The sequence below is a fragment of the Dietzia sp. NPDC055343 genome, from assembly GCF_053645265.1.
Map to the genome: position 1 here is coordinate 1 of NZ_JBSHMJ010000114.1, position 2,173 is coordinate 2,173.

Below are 2,173 nucleotides of genomic sequence, written 5' to 3' on the forward strand. Positions count from 1 at the left end.
GCGAGTAGAGCATTCCCGCGTGGCCCATCGCGATGCCGTCATCCACGGCGATCGTGTGGAACTCGCGGGCCACCCCACCGGCCTCGGCGATCTGCTCGGCCACGATCTCGCCGACGTTCTTCAGGTGCACGTGGCCCGGAACGAACTGGGTGTAGGAGTTCGCGATCGCGATGATGGGTTTTCCGAAGTCCGAGTCGGTCATGCCGGTTGCGCGCCACAGGGCCCGGGCCCCCGCAGCATTTCGTCCGGCGGTACTGGTTCGTGACCTCAGGGGCGGCATGGGACCTCGATCAGATTCGGTGACGGTGTTCAGCGCGGAATCGCAGGCGACATGCGCCTTGTTCGAGAGATCGGCGATGCGCGCTATGGCCACCTGACAATACTCCTCGGGCTGGGGATACCCTTTTCACGGCCGGCTATTCGGTCGGCACGTCAGAAACAAATGGGGACCCAGATGACCGATTCCGGACATACCGGTGGCTTCCGAGAGTTTGCCTCTCACTCCGCAGGAGCGGTGGCAGTGGTCTGCGGACTGTTCTTCCTGCTGGCGTTCATGTACCTCGGCGGCACAGCCGACCCGCAGTCGCATGCCCGGCACGTGCCGGTGGCAGTGGTGAACGAGGACGAGGGCGCCACCCTTCAGACCCCGATCGGCCCGCGCAATCTCGATATCGGCAGCCAGGTCACCGCAGGGTTGATCCAGAACAACGACTGGGAGAAAGTTCGACTCCGCGTCGTGGACGCGGCTGAGGCGGAGCGAGGCTTGAAGGACGGGTCGTACTTCGGCACCGTGCGGATGCCGGCGGAGTTGAGCCAGCGCGTCGTGGACCTACTGGAGTCCGCGGCGACCGAGGCGGGTGACGGCGGTGAGGCGCCGCAACGCGCGGTGATCGAGGTTCAGTCGTCGCCCCGGGTGTCGATCGTCTCCGGGCAGGTGATGAATGCCATCGCAGATCAGTTGGGTGACTCGCTGCACGACCGTATGGGCGCCACCCTGGTGTCGGATGCGTCGCTGCTCGCCGAGGCGGACGGTCGCCAGATCGGTGGCGCGGCAGTATTGGCTCTGGAGTACCCGGTCGAAGTCAACGTGAGTATGTGGAACGACCTACCGGACGGCGTGTCGAACGCGTCGCTACCTATGTTCTATTCGCTGATCTTGGTGCTGGCCGGGTTCACCGGAGCCATGATCATCTCGAATCTGTTGGATGCACGGCTCGGCTTCATGCCTCTGGAGATCGGGCCGCTTGCGCTTCATGTCCATGTGGCCCCTTTCGGGCGTGTGCAGACTCTGCTGCGGAAGTGGGTGATCACCGCGGTCACTGCGCCCCTGGTCTCGGGACTGTGCCTGCTTGTGGCGAAAATCGTCGGGATCACCGGATTCGACGTCTGGGACTTGTTCTGGTTCTCGTGTCTGGTGATCGTGGCGGTGGGGGTCTGTGCCCACTCGATCATCGCGGCCATCGGTAACGCCGGTCTGCTCGTCAACCTTGTGGTATTTGTCGTGCTGGGAATTCCCACCTCGGGTGGCGCTACACCCACGCAGATGCTGCCGCCGATCTTTGTGTCGATCGGCGCTCTCGAGCCGATGCATCAGGCCTATCTCGGAATCCGGTCGATCATGTTCTTCGACTCGACGTGGACTGCGGGCCTCGGCCATGCGGTGTATGTGCTCGCTGGTTGGGGTGTCGCGGGCGTCGTTCTTGGCCTAGTGGTGACCAACTGGTACGAGCGACTGGGGCTGCGTCGGCAGAAGGTTGCGGACCGTGTCCCTGCCAATCAGGGCGTCGGCAGTGTGCTGGGGCCGCGTAGCGGTGCCCGACGTGGCAATGCGGTTACCGCCGGTGTCATGGCCGGAGCAGGGGCCGGTGTCAGATCAGAGCTCATGCGCGGCGGCGGCGTGGTTGAGTACAGCCAGAGCGGCCCCTGCGGCGGAGGGAACGGCGACAACGACGACCACGATGACGACGACAACTCGCACGGTGGCGCACCGCGCGGTGAGGCCCGAGGAGCGGACTAGTCAGTCGTCGCGTGGGGCAGGTGCGTTGTAGGGGTCCCGGATCCGGCCCCCGCTGGCCCGCGAGAGCCGGGGCAGGTCGTGGAAGGAGACGCCGCCCATCGGCAGTGACGCCTCCTCGGTCGTGACCAGGCGCGCGAACCCGTTCTTGGGGAACAT

Annotated in this window: 3 protein-coding genes; 1 reads left to right on the forward strand and 2 read right to left on the reverse strand. The window is 65.1% G+C overall.

Annotation, left to right across the window (positions count from 1 at the left end; translation table 11 throughout):
- A partial coding sequence (locus ACWIE7_RS18875; RefSeq protein WP_454070283.1) for a dihydroxy-acid dehydratase domain-containing protein occupies positions 1 to 280 on the reverse strand: 280 nt, incomplete at its 3' end.
- Between the two features lie 51 nt (positions 281 to 331).
- Between ACWIE7_RS18875 and ACWIE7_RS18880 the strand changes: the two genes are divergently transcribed.
- On the forward strand, positions 332 to 2,017 hold the full coding sequence (locus tag ACWIE7_RS18880; protein ID WP_454070284.1) for a YhgE/Pip domain-containing protein: 1,686 nt from the start codon (positions 332 to 334) through the stop codon (positions 2,015 to 2,017).
- On the opposite strand, the gene ACWIE7_RS18885 is transcribed toward ACWIE7_RS18880, so the two are convergent.
- Positions 2,018 to 2,173: a PH domain-containing protein gene (locus ACWIE7_RS18885; protein WP_454070285.1), complete on the reverse strand. Its 156-nt coding sequence runs from the start codon at positions 2,171 to 2,173 to the stop codon at positions 2,018 to 2,020.